The organism is Rhizobium sp. GN54 (assembly GCF_021026345.1).
Lineage (GTDB): Bacteria > Pseudomonadota > Alphaproteobacteria > Rhizobiales > Rhizobiaceae > Mycoplana.
The window spans coordinates 313,603-334,036 of sequence record NZ_JAJNCZ010000001.1 but is presented as its reverse complement, the minus strand read 5'-3'; the positions used below and the strand labels follow the sequence as shown (position 1 = coordinate 334,036).

17 protein-coding genes and 1 riboswitch are annotated in these 20,434 nt (G+C 66.1%); of the genes, 9 read left to right on the top strand and 8 right to left on the bottom strand.

Translation table 11 applies throughout. From position 1 onward, the window contains the following. The first annotated feature begins 74 nt into the window (after positions 1–74). Positions 75–1,748, top strand: coding sequence for a calcium-binding protein (locus LQK81_RS01570; RefSeq protein WP_230802917.1), 1,674 nt, complete (start codon positions 75–77; stop codon positions 1,746–1,748). Between the two features lie 78 nt (positions 1,749–1,826). Here LQK81_RS01570 and LQK81_RS01565 read toward each other — a convergent pair whose 3' ends face one another. Continuing rightward, positions 1,827–2,924 (bottom strand): hybrid-cluster NAD(P)-dependent oxidoreductase, encoded by a 1,098-nt coding sequence (locus LQK81_RS01565; RefSeq protein ID WP_230802916.1) that lies wholly within the window; start codon positions 2,922–2,924, stop codon positions 1,827–1,829. Between the two features lies 1 nt (position 2,925). Next, on the bottom strand, positions 2,926–4,170 hold the full coding sequence (locus tag LQK81_RS01560; protein WP_230802915.1) for an aromatic ring-hydroxylating oxygenase subunit alpha: 1,245 nt from the start codon (positions 4,168–4,170) through the stop codon (positions 2,926–2,928). 106 nt (positions 4,171–4,276) lie between these two features. After that, positions 4,277–4,473, bottom strand: a riboswitch (cobalamin riboswitch). A gap of 358 nt (positions 4,474–4,831) precedes the next feature. Between LQK81_RS01560 and LQK81_RS01555 the strand changes: the two genes are divergently transcribed. Further along, a complete protein-coding gene (locus LQK81_RS01555) occupies positions 4,832–6,517 on the top strand; it encodes an arylsulfatase (RefSeq protein ID WP_230802914.1) in 1,686 nt (561 codons plus the stop codon). Positions 6,518–6,662: 145 nt separating this feature from the next. Beyond that, on the top strand, positions 6,663–7,274 hold the full coding sequence (locus tag LQK81_RS01550; RefSeq protein ID WP_230802913.1) for a DUF6656 family protein: 612 nt from the start codon (positions 6,663–6,665) through the stop codon (positions 7,272–7,274). A 30-nt stretch (positions 7,275–7,304) separates the two neighbouring features. Here LQK81_RS01550 and LQK81_RS01545 read toward each other — a convergent pair whose 3' ends face one another. The 3 genes from LQK81_RS01545 to LQK81_RS01535 form a co-directional block, all read right to left on the bottom strand. Further along, a complete protein-coding gene (locus LQK81_RS01545) occupies positions 7,305–8,354 on the bottom strand; it encodes an MBL fold metallo-hydrolase (protein ID WP_230802912.1) in 1,050 nt (349 codons plus the stop codon). 46 nt (positions 8,355–8,400) lie between these two features. Further along, positions 8,401–9,117, bottom strand: coding sequence for a peroxiredoxin (locus tag LQK81_RS01540; RefSeq protein WP_269064569.1), 717 nt, complete (start codon positions 9,115–9,117; stop codon positions 8,401–8,403). Between the two features lie 123 nt (positions 9,118–9,240). Beyond that, positions 9,241–10,305 carry a GGDEF domain-containing protein gene (locus LQK81_RS01535; RefSeq protein ID WP_230802910.1) on the bottom strand — a complete coding sequence of 355 codons (1,065 nt, stop codon included), beginning with the start codon at positions 10,303–10,305 and terminating at the stop codon, positions 9,241–9,243. 188 nt (positions 10,306–10,493) lie between these two features. Between LQK81_RS01535 and LQK81_RS01530 the strand changes: the two genes are divergently transcribed. Both LQK81_RS01530 and LQK81_RS01525 read left to right on the top strand, forming a co-directional pair. Beyond that, the gene (locus LQK81_RS01530; protein WP_230802909.1) at positions 10,494–11,468 is read left to right on the top strand and encodes an L-threonylcarbamoyladenylate synthase; all 975 of its coding nucleotides are present in this window, start codon (positions 10,494–10,496) and stop codon (positions 11,466–11,468) included. 15 nt (positions 11,469–11,483) lie between these two features. Next, a complete protein-coding gene (locus LQK81_RS01525) occupies positions 11,484–12,929 on the top strand; it encodes an FAD-binding oxidoreductase (RefSeq protein WP_230802908.1) in 1,446 nt (481 codons plus the stop codon). A gap of 18 nt (positions 12,930–12,947) precedes the next feature. Here the strand turns inward: LQK81_RS01525 and LQK81_RS01520 are convergent, their stop codons facing one another. Then, positions 12,948–15,254 carry a DUF1217 domain-containing protein gene (locus tag LQK81_RS01520; RefSeq protein ID WP_230802907.1) on the bottom strand — a complete coding sequence of 769 codons (2,307 nt, stop codon included), beginning with the start codon at positions 15,252–15,254 and terminating at the stop codon, positions 12,948–12,950. 299 nt (positions 15,255–15,553) lie between these two features. On the opposite strand from LQK81_RS01520, the gene LQK81_RS01515 reads away from it, so the two are divergent. Continuing rightward, the gene (locus tag LQK81_RS01515; RefSeq protein ID WP_230802906.1) at positions 15,554–16,120 is read left to right on the top strand and encodes a DUF6101 family protein; all 567 of its coding nucleotides are present in this window, start codon (positions 15,554–15,556) and stop codon (positions 16,118–16,120) included. An 82-nt stretch (positions 16,121–16,202) separates the two neighbouring features. On the opposite strand, the gene ubiA is transcribed toward LQK81_RS01515, so the two are convergent. Then, positions 16,203–17,171 carry a 4-hydroxybenzoate octaprenyltransferase gene (gene ubiA, locus LQK81_RS01510; RefSeq protein WP_230802905.1) on the bottom strand — a complete coding sequence of 323 codons (969 nt, stop codon included), beginning with the start codon at positions 17,169–17,171 and terminating at the stop codon, positions 16,203–16,205. A 145-nt stretch (positions 17,172–17,316) separates the two neighbouring features. On the opposite strand from ubiA, the gene LQK81_RS01505 reads away from it, so the two are divergent. The 3 genes from LQK81_RS01505 to LQK81_RS01495 all read left to right on the top strand — a co-directional run bounded on the left by LQK81_RS01505 (position 17,317) and on the right by LQK81_RS01495 (position 19,729). Continuing rightward, positions 17,317–17,559 carry a hypothetical protein gene (locus tag LQK81_RS01505; protein WP_230802904.1) on the top strand — a complete coding sequence of 81 codons (243 nt, stop codon included), beginning with the start codon at positions 17,317–17,319 and terminating at the stop codon, positions 17,557–17,559. Between the two features lie 171 nt (positions 17,560–17,730). Continuing rightward, positions 17,731–19,002 (top strand): phosphoribosylamine--glycine ligase, encoded by a 1,272-nt coding sequence (gene purD, locus LQK81_RS01500; RefSeq protein WP_230802903.1) that lies wholly within the window; start codon positions 17,731–17,733, stop codon positions 19,000–19,002. Positions 19,003–19,219: 217 nt separating this feature from the next. Beyond that, on the top strand, positions 19,220–19,729 hold the full coding sequence (locus tag LQK81_RS01495) for a plant virulence effector HPE1-like domain-containing protein (RefSeq protein ID WP_230802902.1): 510 nt from the start codon (positions 19,220–19,222) through the stop codon (positions 19,727–19,729). A 116-nt stretch (positions 19,730–19,845) separates the two neighbouring features. On the opposite strand, the gene LQK81_RS01490 is transcribed toward LQK81_RS01495, so the two are convergent. Next, entirely contained in the window at positions 19,846–20,352 is a 507-nt protein-coding gene (locus LQK81_RS01490) for a DUF523 domain-containing protein (RefSeq protein WP_230802901.1), read from the bottom strand. Between the last annotated feature and the right edge of the window lie 82 nt (positions 20,353–20,434).

Sequence of the window (20,434 nt, the reverse complement as noted above, 5' to 3'; positions counted from 1 at the left end):
GCCCCCGGATATCCATCCTTCCTTCAGCAAATCGGTATAAGCAGGCGACATCGCCCCCTGCACATGATGAGCAGATGCCAGACAAGATCGTGATCACCAGCAACCGCACGACCGCCGTCTCCGTGACCGGAAACGACACCGAGCTCGTCGTCAACGCCGGCGTCCGCGTTACGACTGCGTCGACCGGCCTGATCGCGACGGGAACGGCCACCGGTCGCAGCTTCTATATCAACGGCGAGATTGCCTCCGGTTCCGGCTACGCCGTGCGGTTCGGCGCAAGCGAAGCTGCCGACAGCGACAGCCTCTTCGTCGTCGGCAAGACCGGCAGGATCCAGGGCGCCTCGGGCGGCATGGAGATCCGCAGCGGCGGGCTCGAACTCGTCAACCACGGCACGATCGAGGCGGGGCGGACGACGCTCGACATCACGGGTGCTGCGACCAGGGTCACCAACAACGGCCTGCTCGCCTCCACCGCCGGCACGGCCATCAAGGCGGCCGGAAAGGGCGAGATCCTGATCAACAACGGGACGCTCTCGGCTGTGGCCGACGCGCTCGTGCTGTCGGGAGCATCGGCAAGCCTGACCAACAATGGCGAGGCCGTTTCGACAAAGGCCCATGCCGTCGTCTCGTCCGGCAGTGCTGCGGTCCTGACCAATCACGGCACGCTCAAGAGCCAGTCGGACACGATCGTCTCGTCCGGAAAATCGGCGACCGTCACCACGGACGGGCTGGTGTCGTCGGCGAAGGGATCGGCGATCCTCGCAACCGGCATGCGGGCGGTCGTGACCAACAACGACGGCACGGTGAAAGCTACCGCCGATGCCATCGTGCTCGCCGGCGATAGCGGCAAGGTGACCAACAACGGCCTCATCCGTTCTTCCGCCTACGGCATTTCCGTCGATGCGGACAAGGCGATCATCACCAACAACAAGACGATCAGGGCCGCAGGCGGCGTCGAGGTCGACGGCAGCGGCTCCACGCTCGGCAACTACGGCACGATCACGGCGACGAAGGCCAAGATCGCGGCGATCGACTTCTCCGGCGCATCGGCCGCGAGCTTCCACAATTACGGTCTGCTCCAGAGCACAGGCACGGCCTTCCTCGGCGGCAGCGGCGTCCAGTCCGTGTTCAACAGCGGCACGATCAAGGGTTCGGTCCATCTCGGCGCCGGCAACGACTACTTCGACGGCACCGGCGGCAATGTCACCGGCAGCGTCCACGGCGGCCGGGGCAACGACGTCTATATCGTCAGCGACGCCTCGACGAAGATCGTCGAGCGGGCCAAGGAAGGCACGGACCTCGTCAAGTCGAGCGTCAGCCTTGCGCTCGGCGCCAATATCGAAAACCTGACGCTGACCGGACCTGCCAACGTCAACGCGACCGGAAACGGGCTTGCCAACCAGCTTCACGGAAACGCCGGCAGGAACGTCATCAAGGGCGGCGCCGGCGACGACACGCTCTGGGGTCACCGCGGCAACGACACCCTGACGGGCGGCAAGGGCGCGGATCACTTCGTCTTCGCCAAGGGCGACGGCCGCGACACGATCACCGATTTCACGGCAGGCGGAGCCAGCCACGACGTCCTCGACCTCACCGCGCTCGGCAGCATCACGAGCTATTCCGACCTGACCAGGAACCACATGAAGCAGGTCGGCGACGACGTGCATATCGACGGCAGGAACGGCGATACGATCCTGCTGCAGGACGTCAGGATCGCCCATCTGGACAAGGGCGACTTCCTGTTCTGATCCACGGGCGTGGGGCCTGTCGCAGACAGCGGCTCGAGCAAGCCCCTCCCCTTGCCGGTGGGTTGCCGGTGCGTGCCGCTACGCCTCGATCTGCACGTCGCCCAGCGGGCGCGAGCAGCAGGCGAGAATGTAGCCTTCGGCGATCTCGTCGTCGAGGATGCCGCCATTGTGGTTCATCTCGACTTCGCCCGACACCTTCATGACGCGACAGGTGCCACAGAGCCCGCCTTCGCAGGCGGCCCCGATGCGCACGCCGGCTGCGCGTGCCGTCTGCAGGATGGTCTGGCCGGGCGGGCAGGCAGCCTCCTTGCCGGCCATGGTGAAGGTGACGGTGAAGACGGCAGACGCATCGACCTCGCCGGGACCGGCGCGAACGGCAAGCTCCTCTGCGGCGGGGGCCGCGGCCGGCTGGAAGCTCTCCTCGTGATAGCGCGTCATGTCGAAGCCGCAGACCTTGAGCATGTCGCGTACGCCGCGCATGAACGGCTCCGGGCCGCAGCAGAAGACGGTGCGATCGCGGAAGTCCGGGGCCATCAGCGACAGCCTGGAGCCATCGATGCGGCCGCGCAGCCCATGCCAGCCGTCGCGCGGATTGCGGCCCTCGACGACGAAGCCGAGCGACAGGTTCGGCATCTGCGCCGACAGGCATTCGAGCTCGGGGCGGAACAGCAGGTCCTGAGGAGTGCGCGCGCAGGAGACGAAGGCGACGTCCGTCTGCGGCGCGCAATCGGCCATCCACCGCGTCATCGACATCATCGGCGTGACGCCGGAGCCGGCGGAGATGAACAGGTACTTCTCGCCCGGATGGCGGACAAAGGAGAAATCGCCGAGCGGGCCGAAGGCCTTCAACTGCATGCCGGGCCTGAGATGATCGAACATCCAGCGGGTGCCGATACTGTCCTTCTGCGCCTTGACGGTGACGGCGACGGAGAAGGGCCGCGACGGGGTCGAGGACAGCGTGTAGGTGCGCATCACCGGATCGTCCGGCGTCACCGGCAGTTCCAGCGTGACGAACTGGCCCGGCAGGTAGCGGAACCAGTTCTCGCGGTCGGAGCGGAAGGTGAACGTCATCACGTCGACGGTCTCCGCCGTCACCGCGATGCATTCCAGCATGTGCTGGCGGTCGTTCCAGGGCTGGAGCTCGTCGAAATGGCGGAAGTGGCTCGCGATCGTCATGTCAGGCCACCCGCACCAGCGGCTGCTTCTCGCCCTGAAGGCGCTGCTCCATGAAGGTGCAGTACCATTCGACGAACTGCATCACGCCGCCCTCGTCCTCGGGCGAATAGGGGCCGGGCTCGTAGGCGGGCGAGCGGATGCCGAAGGCGTTCTCCTCGACGATCTGCCGGTCCTGGTCGTTGGTCTCGGTCCAGACGTGGGTCAGTTCGTCGAGATTGTAGTCGATGCCTTCCACTGCATCCTTGCTGACAAGCCACTTGGTCGTCACCTGCGTCAGCTCGGGGCCGAGCGGCAGGACGCGGAAGGTGATGGCGTGGTCGGCCAGAACGTGGTTCCAGGTGGTCGGGTAGTGGAACATCAACAGCGTGCCGATATGGCTCTCCTGCACGTCGGACGACAGCGGACGGCGGACGGCGCGCGCGCCCGACATGGTGTAGCTCTCGGCATCTGCGATCAGCGGCATGCGGGCGAGGCGGAACTGGCCGGTCGGCGACATGCGGAACTCGCTCGGCAGGCCGGCCGCCTCGCATTTTTCCCAGTGGCCGGCGATGACCGGATCGTCCTTGGCGCCCTGGACGCCGGTGGCGCTCGGGGCCTCCGGATAGGTGCGGCAGAGCTCGGGATGGTTGGCGGCGCAATGGTAGCACTCGCGGTTGTTCTCCCAGACGAGCTTCCAGTTGCCCTTCTCCACGATCGTGCTCTCGAAGGCGACCTTGGTCTCGCCGAGGCGATGGCGGACGAGATAGGGCTCGGCCAATTCGCGATAGGGGGCGAAATCCGGCGCCTCGTCGGCCAGACAGATGAAGATGTAGCCGCCGACGGTCTCGCAATGGATCTTCTTCAGGCTGTGCTGGCTCTTGTCGAAATCCTCGGCCATGTGGCGGGCGAAGAGCAACGTGCCGTCGAGCTCGTAGGTCCACTGGTGATAGGGGCAGACGAGCTTGGCGGAGGCGCCCTTGTGCTGGGTGCAGACGCGCGAGCCGCGATGGCGGCAGGAATTGTGCAGCGCGCGGATCGTGCCCTGGCGGTCGCGGGTGACGACGACCGGATAGTCGCCCACCTGCAGGGTGAAGAAATTGCCGGCCCGCGGGATCTCGCAGTCGTGGCCGACGAACAGCCAGTCGCGATACCAGATCGTCTCCAGGTCGAGCTTGTAATAGTCCTGATCGATATAGAAGGCCTGGTCGAGGCTGTAGCCCTCGCGCCGGTTCCTGATCTTGCGAAGTACGTCGCTGCTGATATCCATTGCCGCTTCCTCAAAAGCATTGCTCGTCTGAAGCGGGCATGGATCGAGGCCGACCAGCATGAAGACATGGCTTCGCTGCGCCCCCGGCCGCCCACCGCAGCCAGTCACGTCATGTTTCTCCAAGGCTGGTTTCCGGGCTCGGGAGATGTCCTCTGCGGACCGCGCGGCGCCTTCCCGAATTGCTTCAGTGGCGTTTTGCCGCGATTTCTTCCCTTACCGTTGCGGGGGCAGCTCCGGATTTTCACCGGCTTCCCAATTATCCGCCCTCCCTAGAGAGGCAGCACCTTGAGCCTCTTCATCTAAGCGGAAAGGCCGGCGCTCCAGTCGCCCAAATGCGACGTCGCCTTCCGCTTTGGCGACAGCCGAAGACGAAGGCGTAAACTCAAAATAATTCATATGTTTCATAGACTTGCAAAACCGCCCAAGGTGTTTCGACCAACAAATAGGCGGCAAGATCGCAAAAGAGGCAGATAGTCTCTTTGCGTCACCATGGTCACAGTGCAGCCCGCATTGTTTCATGATAGCCTTGCATGGTGCGAGCGTTCACGCGATCCGCCTTGACGCAGAGGAGAAGGCGACAGACGCGCTCGGACCGACAATCAGAACCGACAACCAGCATGTCATTCAGCAGAAACGTCGAGCTATCACGGGAGGGTGAGCGATGGCGACCGAAAACGGATGTGACGACGCGAACAGCACACTTGAAGACGGCGAGCCGGCCCTGAGCCGCCGGCACGTGCTCATGGCAGGAACAACGCTTGCCGCCGCCGCGGCGCTCGGCGGCACCGGATCGCCGGCACAGGCCCAGGAACAGGCGCAACCGGCGCAGACGGCGACGCCTTCCACCAGCCGGCCGCCCAACATCCTTGTCATCTGGGGAGACGACATCGGCATCTGGAACATCTCGGCCAACAGCCGGGGAATGATGGGCTACCGGACGCCCAACATCGACCGGATCGCGGAGGAAGGCCTGTCGTTCACCGACTACTACGGCCAGCAGAGCTGCACCGCCGGCCGCGCCGCCTTTCTCGGCGGCAACGTGCCGGTGCGCACCGGCATGACCAAGGTCGGACTGCCCGGCGCGCCGCAGGGCTGGCAGAAGACCGACGTGACGGTGGCGACGGTGCTGAAGGCGCAGGGTTACGCGACCGGGCAGTTCGGCAAGAACCACCAGGGCGACCGCGACGAACACCTGCCGACCATGCACGGCTTCGACGAGTTCCTCGGCAATCTCTACCACCTCAACGCCGAGGAGGAGCCTGAGAACCGCGACTATCCGCGCGACCGGGTCATGCCGAGCGGCAAGACCTTCCTCGAGCAGTTCGGCCCGCGCGGCGTGCTGCATAGCTGGGCCAATCCGGATGGCACGCAGAAGATCGAGAACACCGGGCCGCTGACGAAGAAGCGGATGGAGACGATCGACGAGGAGACGCTCTCCGCGGCCAAGGACTTCATCACCCGGCAGAACCAGGCGGGCAAGCCGTTCTTCTGCTGGTGGAACGGCACGCGCATGCACTTCCGTACCCACGTGAAAGAGCAGAACAAGGGGATCTCCGGCCCGAGCGGCGACGAATACCATGACGGCATGGTGGAACACGACATGCATGTCGGCGAGCTCCTGAAGCTTCTCGACGACCTCGGCATCGCGCAGGATACGGTGGTGCTCTATTCGACCGACAACGGTCCGCACTACAACACCTGGCCCGACGCCGGCACGACACCCTTCCGCAGCGAGAAGAACTCCAACTGGGAGGGCGCCTACCGCGTGCCGGCCTTCGCCCGCTGGCCAGGCCGCTTCCCGGCAGGCGAGACTCTGAACGGCATCGTTGCGCACGAGGACTGGCTGCCGACCTTCGCGGCGATCGCCGGCGAACCGGACATCAAGACGAAACTCGCCAATACCGTCGAACTCAACGGCCGCAGCTACCGCAACTATATCGACGGCTACAACCAGCTGGATTATCTCGGCGGCAAGGTCGACCAGTCGCCGCGGCACGAGTTCTGGTACGTCAACGACGACGGGCAGGTCGTGGCGGCGCGCTACGACGACTGGAAGGCGGTGTTCCTGGAAAACCGCGGCGAAGCCTTCGGCGTCTGGCGCGAACCGTTCACCGAGCTGCGGGTGCCGCTGCTCTTCAATCTCCGGCGTGACCCGTTCGAGAAGGCGCAGCACAACTCCAACACCTACAACGACTGGTTCCTCGACCGGGTCTTCATCATCGTCCCGATCCAGGGCCTGGCAGCGCAGTTCCTGCAGACGATGAAGGACTATCCGCCGAGCCAGTCGCCCGGCTCGTTTAATCTCAGCAAGATCGAGGCGCAGCTGCGCGGCGTCGGCGGCGACTGACGGCCATGCAACCGGATCCGGCCGCTTCCCCGGCGGCCGGGTCTTGAGGCGGGATAATCCGAGGCCGGCACTTCGGCATAAGGGCGGCGTTAACCATAAGCGGGCATGATCCGGGCAAGACCGCCATGCTTCCGGAGCCCTTCCCGTGCTAGCCACGCCCGCAGCGAAATTCAGATACTACGACGCCGTTGCCTACAAGCGGACCCAGCGCGGCCGTTCGGTCGCCTATACGGACTTCCTGCGGACCGGGAAGCTGGAGCGGCGGGAGTGGAACGAGACCGAGAAGCGCTATCTCTCCCATCGCGAGGTCGCCGAGGCGACCGGGCGCAAGCTCGAGCAGGCCGGCACGGTCACCCATGACCGCATCAACGGCTTCCACCGCTCGATCCGCTTTCCGAAGCTGATCTTCCACCGCACGCTGGCCTCGATGCCGCATCTCGGCTACTGCCACGTAACGGTGTCGCGCACCCGCCTGCCGCAGCACGAGGACGTGCAATGGTCGTTCTACATGGCCAATTTCTATTCCGAGATCGGTGACGGCGAGCGTTTCTTTGCGGGGATCAACCCGAAATTCAAGCGCATGTACTTTGGCGTCGCGATCAGCCCCTCGGAAGAAGAGGGACGGCTGGAGATCAACCGCAAGGTCGGCGACGACGGCATTCTCTTCCACACGCCCGACCCGAAGGAGGCGATGAAGAACGTGCTCCTGCTCGGCGCCCGCGACGAGGAACTGCGCAAGATCATCCGGGCGATCTGAGCCCGGCACGGCCGGAATCGGCGCCGCGCGTCAGCGGATAACGGGACCGTCCGCCCTCTTCCAGGCGGCCATTCCGCCCTCGATGTGGCAGGCGCCGGCAAGGCCCGCGGCCTGTGCCGCCTCCACCGCCATCGCCGAACGCTCGCCGAAAGCGCAATAGAAGACGATCCGCCTGCCCGTCGCCGCCGCCAGTTCGTGCAGGACACCGCCCTCGCCGATGTTCTCCACAAGGTCGGCATAGGGCGCATGCAGCGCGCCGGGGATGCTGCCGTGCTTGTCGCGTTCGCCCTTCTCGCGCAGGTCGACCAGCGCTATCCCGGGGCTGCCGTGCAGCGCCAGCGCCTCCCCCGCCGTCAACGCCCAGCCGCGCCTTGCGATCTCGTCCTGGTGCAGGCCGACGCGGATGTTGGCGGGCACGGCCACGTCCATCATCTTCGGGTTCGGCAGGTTGAGGTTGTTCATCAGGTCGACATATTCGTCGACCGAGCCGACGCGCAGGCGCGGGTTGAAGTGCTTCTCCTCGCCGATGGTCGAGACGGTATCGCCCTTGTAGTCGTGGGCGGGATAGACCAGCGTCTCCTCGGGAAGCCGCAGCAGCTTGTTGAAGATGGAATCATATTGCTGCCGGGGATCGCCGTTCTGGAAATCGGTGCGCCCGGTGCCGCGGATCAGGAGCGTGTCGCCGGTGAAGACCCGGCCGCCCATCAGGCCGTTCATCAGGAAGGAATAGCTGTCGTCGGTGTGGCCCGGCGTATAGAGCACGTCGAGGCTCAGGCCCTCGATCGCGACGCGGTCGCCTTCGGCAACGCGCATCGAGACCACGTCGGCTGCGGTCTGTTCGCCCATGACGGTGACGCAGTGGGTGCGGTCGCGCAGGGCGCCGAGGCCGGTGACGTGATCGGCATGCAGGTGGGTGTCGACCGCCTTGACGAGCTTCAGGTCGAGTTCCTCGACCAGCTTCAGGTAGCGGTCCACCTTCTCCAGCACGGGGTCGATGATGAGGGCCTCACCGCCGGCCCGGCTGGCGATGAGGTAGGTATAGGTGCCGGAAACGCTGTCGAAGAGTTGTCGGAAGATCATCTGTCCCTCCACTCGACAAGCATGCCTTGCGGGAAAGACGACGGCGTCAGCTTCCCGGCTGCGGCACGATCCGGATATAGGGTTTGGGCGCGCGCCAGCCGTCCGGATACTGCTTGCGGGCGTCGTCGTCGGAGACGGAACCGGCGATGATGACGTCTTCGCCGCTCTGCCAGTTGACCGGCGTCGCGACCTTGTGCCTAGCGGTCAGCTGGAGACTGTCGATGACGCGCAGCACCTCGTCGAAGTTGCGTCCCGTCGTCATCGGGTAGACCAGGATCAGCTTGATCTTCTTGTCGGGCCCGACGACGAAGACGTTACGCACGGTCTGGTTGTCGGCCGGCGTACGCACGGTCGGATCGCCGGACACCGAGGCCGGCAGCATGCCGTAGGCCTTGGAGACGGCGAAATCGACATCGGCGATCATCGGGAAATTGGGCGCGTGGCCCTGCGTCTCCTCGATATCGTCGGCCCAGCCGGCGTGGCGGTCGAGCGGATCGACGGACAGGCCGATGATCTTGACGCCGCGGCGGTCGAATTCCGGTTTGATGCGGGCCATGTAGCCCAGTTCGGTGGTGCAGACGGGCGTGAAGTCCTTCGGATGGGAGAAGAGCACGGCCCAGCTGTCACCGATCCAGTCGTGGAACTGGATCGGACCGTCGGTCGTCTCGGCCCTGAAATCCGGTGCCACGTCGTTGAGCGCAAGTGTCACGGCAACCTCCTGTCGCAAGATGGCAGCCTCTCGTCGCGCATCGCGGGCGCACATGGCTGCGGGACGTGCGTGTCGCCCCGGGGCAGGAAAGTGGCACCAAAACGAGGGATAGGCAACGGTAAATTCACGCCCGACCGACAACCTTGGCGGGTTTTCGGCCGGCCGTGACGGGGTGGTTCAACCGGCCCTGTAGAGCATCCAGTCCTTGCCCTCGCCGCCGGCCTCGCTGTCGCGGTGGAGGACGATCCGGTTGCCGCCGGCGGCCAGCGCCTGCTGCAGCGACTTCTCGGCCAGGTTGACGAAATCGAAGGCATTGCCGGCGGAGCCGACCATGCAGATGCCGGCCGAGAAGGTCAGGCTGCCGAGGCTGCGCATCGTCTCGGGATGCTTCAGCGTCGCGGCCGCGAAGGCGGTGCGCAGGAGCGTCATCAGCCTGCCGACCTCGGTCTCGTCGGTGGTGTAGAACAGGAAGCCGAAGCGGAAGCCGTCGAAGCGGCAGACGACGTCGTTGGACGGCGTCGTGCGCTTGATCAGGCTGCCGTAGTGGCGGACCAGATAGTCGTTGAGCGCGTCGACCTGGATCGGCGAGAAACGCTTGCCGACATCGACCTCGACCACCGCCAGCGCGCAGGGGAGCGGCAGCTCCGGATTGGCGTAGACCTTGGCGACGGCCTTGTTGAAGGCACGGCGGTTGCCGAGACCGGTTGCGGCATCGGTAAACTTGGTGGCCTCGAAGGCGGCGAGGTCGCGCTGGATGGTGTCCATGGTCTTGGACTGGTTAGCGACCCTTGCTTCCATCGCGGCATTGCGGGTGGCCTGTCGCTCGGTCGCCTGCCGCAGCCGCTCGATCGAGTTGCCGAGCGCCTGGGCGGAGCCCTGGTCGCCGGAGAAGATCGCCTGCGAGGCCTCGCCGATCAGGCGGCCGTAGTCGCTGAGCGAGGTCTTCTCCTCCTGCAGCAGGGCCATGAAATTGGTCATCTCGTCGCGAACGGCGCCCGCCGAACGCTGCAGCACGGATTCCTCGTGATGATGCGGGAGATACTTGCGGCCGAGCTCGTCCAGTGCGGCTTGCGTCTTGAACTTCCCAAGCGCGATGAAATCGCGAACCAGCTCCGGATTGACGCCGGCATAGGCCTCGTAGACGAGCTCGTAGTTTCGCGGCAGTCCGTCGATGCCCATCTGCTGCATGGCCGTCGCGACTCGCAAGGCGACGTCGTTGGTGGAGGATTTCCTCTGGTTCATGTGCACAAGCCTCACCCATGTATTCCGCCCCGTTTTATCAGCGATCGGTTACGAAGCATCTAACGCGGGGGCAGATCGGGTGCAGCGGGCACGATCCCCGCACGCAGGACGCGTGCGACGCTCATTCGCCCTTGGCAGGCACCGGCCAAAGACGCTAAAGCGGGCCGGAAACGGCGAAGATGGACGAGATGGCAGAGATAATCGACACGGCCGGGGAGACGGATCGCGCCCTGCAACGGGCGAGCGAAGTGCTCGGCCGCGGTCTTCCGGTGGCGATCCCCACCGAGACGGTCTACGGGCTTGCCGCCGATGCGACGAACCCGCAGGCGATCGCGCGCATCTACGAGACGAAGGGGCGGCCCCAGTTCAATCCGCTCATCTGCCATGTCGCCGATCTCGAAATGGCCGAGCGGCACGCCGTCTTCGATCCGCTTTCACGAAAACTCGCCCAGGCCTTCTGGCCGGGGCCGCTGACGCTGATCCTGCCCGTGCGGCCGGATACGCCGATCCATCCGCTGGCGCGCGCCGGGCTCGATACGGTCGGCCTGCGGGTGCCGGCAGGTTTTTCCGGCCGGCTTCTCGCGGCGTTCGGCCGGCCACTGGCCGCGCCCAGCGCCAACACGTCCGGACGGATCAGCCCGACGCGTGCCGCCCATGTCGAGGCGGACCTCGGTGCTGCGATCGAACTGATCCTCGATGCCGGCCCGACGCCCGTCGGCGTCGAATCCACCATCGTCAAGGTCGAGGACGGCACGATCCGCCTGCTGCGGCCCGGCGGGCTCGACGCAGACGACATCGAGAGGCTGACCGGGCTTGCGGTGATCCGGCCCTCGGCGCCGGGGGCTGCGATCGAGGCGCCCGGTATGCTCGCCTCGCACTATGCCCCCGATGCCGGAGTGCGCCTGAACGCGCGCAACGTCGCCCCCGGCGAGGCGCTGATCCGCTTCGGCGGAGTGAAGCTTCCCGGCGAGGATCAGGCCGCGATCGTGCTCGACCTCAGCCCAAGCGGCGACCTGCGCGAGGCGGCCGCCAACCTCTTCGGCTACATGCAGACGGCCGACGCCACCGGCGCGCGCATGATCGCCTTCGCGCCGATCCCGGCCACGGGGCTTGGCGAAGCCATCAACGACAGGCTCGAACGGGCGGCCGCGCCGCGGAGCTGAAGCAGGAGATCACGCATGCCGACGCCTCCCGACACGATCATGGACGCCGATCTCCTCGCCCGCTTCTCGGCGATCACGGGCGCTGCCCATGCGCTGACCGACGGCGCCGCCGTCGCGCCCTATCTGGTGGAATCGCGCGGGCTCTACCACGGCACCACGCCGGTCGTGCTCAGGCCCGGCAGCGTCGCCGAAGTCTCGGCGATCCTGAAGCTCGCCAGCGAGACCGGCACGGCGATCGTGCCGCAGGGCGGCAATACCGGCCACGTCGCCGGGCAGATCCCGCGCGAGGGGCGGGCCGACGTGGTGCTGTCGCTGTCACGCCTCAACCGGATCCGCGACGTCGACCCGATTGGCAACGTGATCGTCGCCGACGCCGGCTGCGTGCTCGCCGACATCCAGAAGGCGGCCGAGGACGTCGACCGGCTGTTCCCGCTGTCGCTCGGCTCGGAGGGCAGCTGCCAGATCGGCGGCAACCTCTCCAGCAATGCCGGCGGCACTGCTGTGCTCGCTTATGGCAACACGCGCCAGCTCTGCCTCGGGCTGGAGGTGGTGCTACCGACCGGCGAGATCTGGGACGGCCTGCGGCGGCTGAAGAAGGACAATACCGGCTACGACCTGCGCGATCTCTTCATCGGCGCGGAAGGCACGCTCGGGGTGATCACGGCTGCGGTGCTGAAGCTCGTTCCGCGGCCGGCCGGCCACGAGGTCGCCTTTGCCGGCCTTCGCTCCGTGACGGCGGCGCTGGCGCTGTTCGACAAGGCCCAGCAGCGCTGCGGCGGCGCCCTCACCGGCTTCGAGCTGATGCCCCGGATCGGCATCGACTTCACCACCCGGCATATCCCCGGCGTCCGCGACCCGCTGTCGAGCCGGCACGACTGGTATGCGCTGATCGACGTCTCCACCTCCGATTCCGCCGAGACGGCGCGGATGATGGTCGAGACGCTCCTGACCGAGGCGATGGAGGCGGATCTCGTGCAGGACGCGGTGATCGCCGCGAGCGAGGACCAGCGCCGCGCCATCTGGCACATGCGCGAGAGCATGTCGCCGGCGCAGAAGCCGGAGGGCGGTTCGATCAAGCACGACGTGTCCGTTCCCGTCTCCAGCATTCCCGCCTTCATGGCCGAGGCGGACGAAGCGGTGATGGCGATGATCCCCGGCGCGCGGATCTGCTCCTTCGGCCACATGGGCGACGGCAACGTCCACTACAACATCTCCCAGCCGATCGGCGTCGACAAGCAGGCCTTCCTCGACTGCTGGCGGGAGGTGAACACGGTGGTGCACGGGATCGTGCTGAAATACGGCGGCTCGATCTCGGCCGAGCACGGCATCGGCCAGTTGAAGCGCGACGAGCTGGCCGCGGTGCGCGCGCCGATCGAGATCGAGCTGATGGCCCGCATCAAGCACGCCTTCGACCCCGCCGGCATCATGAACCCGGACAAGGTGCTGCGGGCGGAGCGGTAGCAGCCCGCAGCCTGCGCGTCAGGCCCCGCCCACCCGCAATTGCGCCATGCTCAGCAGCGTGTCGGCGCTGATGCTCTGCGTTCCGCCGGCCAGGATGGTGGCGGCCGACGAGGTCTGGGTGTTGTTTTCCAGATCGTAGAGGACGGCGAAGCGGACGATCATCTTCTTCACGTATTCGGGATCCTGCAGATCCTCCAGGTTGATCTGGCGCTTGATCATCTCGGCCTGGGCATCGATATCGGCATTGCCGACCTCGTCGGAGATACCGAAGCTCGTCTTGAAGACCTCGTAGAGGGCGTCGTCGGCGAGGATGTCGTAGGCGCTCGAGAGCGTCGGCGCCTTGCGCTCGAAGTAGAGCGCCAGCCGGACGCCGGGGTTCTGCGCGCCCTGGTCGGTTTCGACCGCCTGGCGGATATAGTTGTCGATCGTCTGGTAGATGCCGCGGCGGGACTGGATCGCCGTTTCCTCCGGCCGCTCGACGAGGCCGTCGGCGTTGAAGTTGAACGAGGCGACGATCGCCCGGTACCGGCGTTCGGCCTGCTGGTTGGCAAAGCTCTGCGGATCGTCGAGATTGGAGGCGAAGATCTGCTCCATGAAGCCTTCGGGCACCGTCTCCGGGTCGATGCCGTTGGCCTTCAGGATGACGTCGACGAGCCGCTCGTCGGCCAGAAGTTCCTTGACGGACGAGATCGACTGCATCTGGGCCGCATAGTAACTTGCTTCCTCTTCCGCCTTCTCCTTGTCCTCGGCCGTTCCGAAGCGGGACACGGCGGTGACATAGGCGCGGGTGACCACCTGGATCTCTGCCTCGCTCTGGGCCAGGGTGGGCGGCTCGATGTTGCCGTCGGCGTCAAAATTGAACGCCTTGGCCAGCTCGATATAGCGCTCGTCGCCCAGACGGTTGGCGTAGCTCTTCGGGTCGTTGAGATCGCTCAGAAGCACCTGCTTGATGCGGTAGGTCGATTCGGTATCGGGATCGAGGCCGAAAGCCTGGAGTGCCAGATCGTAGACGTTCGTGGAGGAGAAGAAGTCGGCCACGGTCTCGATCGCGTCGGCCTCGATCTTGTAGCGGCTGATGAGCTTCTCGTCGGCTTCGTCGTCCTTGTCGTTGTAGCGGCTCATGTAGTTCGAACCCGTCGACGCGGTCTGCGCCGCCGTCTGCGCACTGTCTCCGGCCGCGAGCGTGCCGTCGGCCTGGAAGTTGAAGGCCCTGTTCAGCGCGATATAGCGCGCATCGTTGCCGCCGAACGTCTGGATGTATCCCGCCGGATCGTCCGGGTCGTCGGTCAGGATGTTCTCCAGCGTCGCATTGACCACGGTGACGTCGTTCAGGTCGAAGGCGGTGCGGATGTATTCCTTGAGGCGGCTATCGGCGAGCAACTCGTCCACGGTCGTGATCGAGGAAATCGCCTCCTCGAAATAGGCCTGGTTCAGCAGCGCCCCGGCCGAAGTCAGGCGCGGTCCCGAGATGATGTAGGCCTCGTTGGTCGCGGTTTTCTGCTCGGCGGTCTGGGCCAACGTGCCGGTCGGCAGCGTCCCGTCCTCGCTGAACTCGTAGGCGGCGGCAAGAGCCAGGTAGCTGCCGGCACTGACGATCTCGGAGTTCCAGCGGTTGATCTGCGTCTCGAGCGAAGCCTTTTCCGCCGCCGACAGGTTGCCGCTGTTGATCTGCGCGCGGGCGTCCTGGACGAAGCCGGACAGCTCGGTGATGCGCGCGCCGAAGGTGGTGTTGACGTAGCTGTTCGGGTCGTCGAGGTCGCTCGTCAGCGCGCCGCGGACCTTCTCGCGGGAATAGGTTTCGGGATCGATGTCGAAGGCGGAGAACATGTAGTCCCGCAGGCGGTCGTTGTTCAGGAGCTGGTCGACATTGGTGACGCTGTCGATGACGATGTTGTAGTAGCGCGTCTCCTCGCTCTGCACGGCGCCGGCATTGGCCATCGCCGCCGTGTAGAGGCCGATGATGTCGTCCATCTGCGCATCCGACTGGGCGACCGCCGTCTCTTCCGCAAACGAGAACGCCTGGGCGAACTCGCGGTAGCGCGTATCCGTCAGCCGGTTGACGAAGCTGTTCTCGTCGGAAAGATCGCTTTCCAGCACCTGGCGCATGAAGGCGGTGGCGTAGGCCATGTCGTCGAGGCCGTAGGCCTTCATCGCATAGTTGAACAGGCGGTAGTCGCCAAGGAACTCGTCGACCGTCGAGACCTTGCCGATATTGTCGCGATAGTACTGCGCCTCGCGCGCGTTGATGGTTTCCTCGGACTTCCGGTTGAGCGTCGTCAGCAGGTCTCGGGTGACGAGATTGTAGCTCGTATAGGTCGAAAGCATCCCCAAAATATCCCTTTGCATCGGCGCGACGACCGATCGAGCCGCACGCGCGCGCATGTAACCTCCGCGATCATGGCCGGGTTCGCTTGCCCGGGGCTTTCGGGGCCGCCTCCGGGGGCGTTCACCAAACGGAAACCCTGCGCTTCCGGCATTTGCTAACCATCCGCCCGGGCAAAGCTTTCTTAACCGCGATTTTTAAGCCGCCCGGAACGCGCCGCCCCTAAGCTTCCCGACACAGAGGACGGAAAGTCCCGTGGAGAAGGGAAACCTGCTCTCAAGGAAGACAAGGGTGAAAGACAATGCTGAACACCGTTACCAAGCCGGCATGGGCCGGAAGCACGCTCAGGCTCGATCCCAGGCGATTTCCCCAGCAGATCAGCTATGCGATGCGCAACACCACCGGTGACGTGACCATCACGCTGGACGAACGGGGCGCGGTGATGCGCAAGATCCTTCCCTCCAGCGGCCTGCCGCTGTCGATCGCACTGCCGGCGCGCGCCTTCAAGGGCGTTGCCGCCCGCGCCATCGACCATGGCAACGGCGAGGTCACCGTGACGCTCGAACTGCACCATGACGATCCGGAACTGTGCATTCCGCTGCTCGTCGCCCACGACCTTTGCGACATCGCCGCCGACTGGCGCAGCTGGTCGGATGCCTACAAGATCCCGATGCTGATGGTGGAAGCCGACGGCGTGGCCCGCCCGCTGGAGATGCATCTCGGCGCGATCCCCGCCCGTCCGCCCCGGCAGCGCCGCCGCCATTCCTACTTCGCCGACCGGCGCCCGCGCTTCCTCGTGCGGCGCTCCAAAGGCGACCTCGGCCTGATGATGCGCATCAACGGCGACGAGATCATCGCGCGCAACTGAGACAAGAGCATAAAGGGGCATCTGGGCACCCGGAATGCGACGAGGCCGCCTCTTCGAGGCGGCCTTTTCGTTTTTGCCGAGATCAGGCGAAAGCGAGCGCCGCGACGAGGCCGAGGAAGACGATCAGGCCGACGACGCCGTTGAACTTGAACAGCGCGAGGCATTGCTCGCCGTCGTCGATGTCGATCGTCACGATCTGCCACACGAGCAAGGCGGCTGCCACGGCAAGGCCCGCATAGGCGAGGATGCCGACGCCGGCGAGCGCGAAGGACAGGCCGACCAACAGGACAGTGAGGCCGTAGAGGGCGACCAGCCACAGGCGGGTGCGATCGCCGAACAGGCGCGCGGTCGAGCGCACCCCGATCAGCGCGTCGTCCTCCTTGTCCTGGTGGGCATAGATGGTGTCGTAGCCGATGGTCCAGACGACGGCGCCGGCATAGAGGGCGACGGCGGACAGCGACAGCGAACCGAACTGCGCCGCCCAGCCCATCAGCGCGCCCCAGGAGAAGGCCAGCCCGAGAAAGAGCTGCGGCCAGTCGGTGAAGCGCTTGGCGAAGGGATAGACCGCCACGACCGCCAGCGAGGCGAGCGCCAGCACCACCGAGAAAGTGTTAAACTGCAGGAGTACGATCAGGCCGACGAGCGCCTGCAGCAGGATGAAGAGCTTGGCCTGGCCGCGCGACACCCGGCCGGACGGCAGCGGGCGGGAACGGGTGCGGGCCACCGCCTTGTCGATCTCATGGTCGACGAGATCGTTATAGGTGCAGCCGGCGCCGCGCATGGCGATCGAGCCGATGACGAAGAGCAGCACATGCCAGGAGAACAGCGAGAAGGAATAGGCCACTTGCGCGCGCGCCACGTTCGCCGCCAGCGCCGCCGACCAGAGGCAGGGCCACATCAGGAGCTGCCAGCCGATTGGCCGGTCCCAGCGGGCGAGCTGGGCGTAGGGCCAGAGCGACCGCGGCAGGACGCGATAGACCCAGTTGTCGGACGGCGCATCGGCCACGCGACCGGAATCGGAGGGGCCGGAATCGGAAGGATTGGTGCTCATGTCTCTGGTTCGCAGCCTGCCGGCTTCGCGTCAAGCGCCGATCCGGGGCGGATACAACCGATAAACGCAGACGCGCCCGGAACGAAATCGCCGGTATCGCGTTCCTGCCCCGGCTCAACCAGATTATACGACAGGAGTGACGTTCATGAACGCGAGCATGATGGAACTGAAGCTGAACGCGATCCGCTACGACGTCGGCCTCAGCCGCGGCGAAAAGATCGCCAAGCTCGAGCATCTGCGCAACGCTGCATGTGCGCTTCGCAGGGCCGCCCGGAAAAACGCGCTGTCGCTCGAATACGGCTGGTACCAGGACCTGCACCTGATCGACGCCGAACTCGCCGGCCTGAACGGCGCCGGCCATGAGGGCGCGACCATCACCTTTCGCTGAGATCACCTTACGCTGAGACGGGGGACGCCTTCCCCCTTTCGGACAAGCCCGCTTTCCCACCGCCTTTGCCCCGTCGCCGGCATCGTCGCCCTTGACCTTTCGCCCCCGTCCGCTTAACCCGCGGGAACGCGGCCGGGGGTCGCCGGCACGATGGCGTTTGGGGATTTGGCAATGAAGGTTCTGTTGATCGGCTCGGGCGGACGCGAACATGCGCTGGCCTGGAAACTGGCCCAGTCGCCGCTGCTCGCCGAACTCTTTGCCGCCCCCGGCAATCCCGGCATGGCCGAATGCGCCACGCTCGTCCCGCTCGACGTCGAGGACCATGCGACTGTCTCCGCCTTCTGCCGCGACAACGGCGTGACCTTCGTCGTCGTCGGCCCCGAGGCCCCGCTGGTGGCGGGGCTCGCCGACCGGCTCCGCGCCGACGGCATCGACGTGTTCGGCCCGTCCGCGGCCGCAGCGCAGCTCGAAGGCTCCAAGGGCTTCACCAAGGATCTCTGCGCCAAGTACGACATCCCCACCGGCGCCTATCGCCGCTTCACCGATGCCGCCGCCGCCCGCGCCTATGTCGGCGAGCAGGGCGCGCCGATCGTCATCAAGGCCGACGGCCTGGCGGCCGGCAAGGGCGTGACCGTGGCGATGACGGTGGACGAGGCGCTTTCGGCGATCGACGACTGCTTCGACGGCGCCTTCGGCGCGGCCGGGGCGGAGGTCGTGGTCGAAGCCTTCCTCGACGGCGAGGAGGCGAGCTTCTTCTGCCTCTGCGACGGACAGAACGCGCTGGCGCTCGCCTCGGCCCAGGACCACAAGCGCGTCGGAGACGGCGACACCGGCCCGAATACCGGTGGCATGGGCGCCTATTCCCCTGCCCCGGTGATGACGCCTGAGCTGGTCCAGCGGACGATGAAGGAGATCATCGAACCGACGATCCGCGGCATGGCCGCTGACGGCCACCCCTTTTCCGGCGTCCTCTTCGCCGGGCTGATGATCACCGACAAGGGGCCGGAACTGATCGAATACAACGTCCGCTTCGGCGACCCGGAATGCCAGGTGCTGATGATGCGGCTGAAGAGCGACTTGCTGCCGCTCCTGCATGCGGCGGCGACCGGCAGGCTCGACACGGTCTCGGCCGAGTGGAAGGACGAGACGGCGCTGACCGTCGTTCTCGCCTCGAAAGGCTATCCCGGTTCCTACGACAAGAATACGCCGATCCTCTCCATCCCCGCCGACGGCAAGGCCACCAAGGTGTTTCATGCCGGCACAGGCATCAAGGACGGCAGGCTCGTTGCTACCGGCGGGCGGGTGCTGAACGCCACCGCCGTCGCCGCCACCGTCGCCGCAGCCCAGGCCGGCGCCTATGCGCTGGCGGACCGGGTCGACTGGGCAAACGGCTTCTGCCGCCGCGACATCGGCTGGCGGGCGGTCGCGCGCGAGACGGTGTGAACGGCGCCCAATCGAGCCTGCGCGACGGCGCCAGGAAATTCGCGCCTCATTCAATTTTTACCAATTCTCCTGACCGGAAGGTAACGGAAAACGCATAGTCTTTCCGTCGACCCTGGTGCATGGCGTCTATGCGGGACCGTTGCGGTCTCCCGCCGGTCCTGCGCCGGAACGAAGCGGTGCCGCTGCCGCCGACGCGGCGCAACACGGAGAACCACGCATGCGCAGCCTCATGCCGTCCATCGGGCCTTCCATCGCGCCGGCCCTTGCATTCGTCCTTCTTGCCGCACCCGCTTTTGCGTCCTCCATCGAGCCGGTCGCCTCCGGCGGCAAGGGCCGGGGCAGCGTCGCCACCATCTCCTGCGCGCACTGCCCGCCGCTGAAGGTGGCGGAAAAGGGCCGTTCCTACGTGGTCCCCGAACTCGAGCCCGGCACGCAGAAGGTCGAGATCCGCGAAATCGACGGCGAACGGCGGATGTTCCGCAGCGAGGCCTGGTTCGGCGGCTCGCCGGTGGTGTTCGTCACCAAGGCCCCCGAACAGGCCGAGGACGCGGTCGCCGAGGCCCCGGTCGAAACGCCCGACGAGCCGATGGCCGCCATCGATACCGCAGCGATGACGGGCGCGCTGGACAGCGGCGTGGCGGCGGTCGCGGTGACCGCGGCAGCAGCAGCCCAGCCGGCCGCCTCACGCGAGCTTGATCCGTCGACATTTGAACTTCGGCTGAACTGACCCTATATTTTTCAGGTTCCCTGCCCCATCGGTCCCTCCAGGACTGATCGGGCATCCGCCCTGCGCAATCGGGCGCGGATGTCTTGCGCCCCTGAAGAGAAGCAGGGGCGCAAGCCTTATTCGGAAAGGGCATCGTCCGCGGACAAGGCTTCTGCCAGGCGATCCACCTCGAGGTCCGAGAACACGGCGATGCCGTGGCGCCTGAGCAGGGCCGCCGTTACCCCTTCGCCCGCGTGGCGCCTTCCGGAAAAGCTGCCGTCATAGAGAAAGCCCGAACCGCAGGACGGGCTGCCGTCGATCAGGAGCGCGTGGCGGCAGCCATTCGCCTCCGCGATCTCCAGCGCCCGGCGCGCGCCCTCGACGAAGCCGTCCGAGACGTCCCGGCCGGACCGCTCCACCACGCGCGCCACGCCGTCCAGCACCGCGTTGCCATCGCGTGCGCCGGCGATCTCGGCCGCCGGCCGCGGCACGGAGAAGCCGCCGGCGAGTTCCGGACAGAAGACGACGAGCCGCCCTTCCGCCTTCCAGCGCGCCACCGCCTCATGCAGGAGCGGCCGCGTCGAACCATTGTAGCGGACCGGCTGGCCCATGAGGCAGGCGCTGATCAGGATCTTGCCGGTCATCTGCGGGCGGTCTCCCGGGTTGCGGTCTGTTTGCTGGCCGTGCGGTGCCACGCTGCGGTCGGTCCGTAAGCATTTCGCGCTG

Coding starts and splice junctions, on each gene's coding strand:
- LQK81_RS01570 (WP_230802917.1), top strand. CDS start 75: ATGCCAGACAAGATCGTGATCACCAGCAACCGCACGACCGCCGTCTCC.
- LQK81_RS01565 (WP_230802916.1), bottom strand. CDS start 2,924: ATGACGATCGCGAGCCACTTCCGCCATTTCGACGAGCTCCAGCCCTGG.
- LQK81_RS01560 (WP_230802915.1), bottom strand. CDS start 4,170: ATGGATATCAGCAGCGACGTACTTCGCAAGATCAGGAACCGGCGCGAG.
- LQK81_RS01555 (WP_230802914.1), top strand. CDS start 4,832: ATGGCGACCGAAAACGGATGTGACGACGCGAACAGCACACTTGAAGAC.
- LQK81_RS01545 (WP_230802912.1), bottom strand. CDS start 8,354: ATGATCTTCCGACAACTCTTCGACAGCGTTTCCGGCACCTATACCTAC.
- LQK81_RS01540 (WP_269064569.1), bottom strand. CDS start 9,117: ATGTGCGCCCGCGATGCGCGACGAGAGGCTGCCATCTTGCGACAGGAG.
- LQK81_RS01535 (WP_230802910.1), bottom strand. CDS start 10,305: ATGAACCAGAGGAAATCCTCCACCAACGACGTCGCCTTGCGAGTCGCG.
- LQK81_RS01530 (WP_230802909.1), top strand. CDS start 10,494: ATGGCAGAGATAATCGACACGGCCGGGGAGACGGATCGCGCCCTGCAA.
- LQK81_RS01525 (WP_230802908.1), top strand. CDS start 11,484: ATGCCGACGCCTCCCGACACGATCATGGACGCCGATCTCCTCGCCCGC.
- LQK81_RS01520 (WP_230802907.1), bottom strand. CDS start 15,254: ATGCTTTCGACCTATACGAGCTACAATCTCGTCACCCGAGACCTGCTG.
- LQK81_RS01515 (WP_230802906.1), top strand. CDS start 15,554: ATGCTGAACACCGTTACCAAGCCGGCATGGGCCGGAAGCACGCTCAGG.
- ubiA (WP_230802905.1), bottom strand. CDS start 17,171: ATGAGCACCAATCCTTCCGATTCCGGCCCCTCCGATTCCGGTCGCGTG.
- LQK81_RS01505 (WP_230802904.1), top strand. CDS start 17,317: ATGAACGCGAGCATGATGGAACTGAAGCTGAACGCGATCCGCTACGAC.
- purD (WP_230802903.1), top strand. CDS start 17,731: ATGAAGGTTCTGTTGATCGGCTCGGGCGGACGCGAACATGCGCTGGCC.
- LQK81_RS01495 (WP_230802902.1), top strand. CDS start 19,220: ATGCGCAGCCTCATGCCGTCCATCGGGCCTTCCATCGCGCCGGCCCTT.
- LQK81_RS01490 (WP_230802901.1), bottom strand. CDS start 20,352: ATGACCGGCAAGATCCTGATCAGCGCCTGCCTCATGGGCCAGCCGGTC.